Origin of the sequence: Vibrio sp. M260112, from assembly GCF_036533775.1 — a bacterium.
Taxonomy (GTDB): Bacteria; Pseudomonadota; Gammaproteobacteria; order Enterobacterales; family Vibrionaceae; genus Vibrio.
In genome coordinates this window covers 1-350 of the sequence record NZ_JATABH010000219.1, presented here as the reverse complement: position 1 = coordinate 350, position 350 = coordinate 1, and the positions used below count along the sequence as shown (strand labels likewise).

1 protein-coding gene is annotated in these 350 nt (G+C 48.0%); it reads left to right on the top strand.

Annotation, left to right across the window (positions count from 1 at the left end; all coding sequences use genetic code 11):
* Positions 1-350 (top strand): Hcp family type VI secretion system effector (locus QTN95_RS21215; RefSeq protein WP_331418910.1); only part of this gene is annotated, 350 nt, incomplete at both ends.

The following is a 350-nucleotide window of genomic DNA, read 5'->3' as shown; positions in this document are numbered from 1 at the left end:
ACTCCATGTTATATTTCTATCGACGGTGAAACTCAGGGTCTGATCACGGCGGGCGCCTGTACGGCTGACTCTATCGGTGACTCTTATGTAGAAGGTCACGAAGACGAGATGCTGGTTCAGAAGTTTGACCACGTTATTTCGGTTCCGACCGATCCTCAATCTGGTCAACCTTCTGGTCAACGTGTTCATAAACCCTTCCAGTTTACCGTCACTCTCAACAAAGCCGTGCCACTGCTGTACAACGCGCTTTCTTCTGGTGAGAAGATGAAGACTGTTGAACTGAAATGGTACCGCACCTCTATTGAAGGCAAACAAGAGAACTTCTTCACCACTAAGCTAGAAAACGCGTC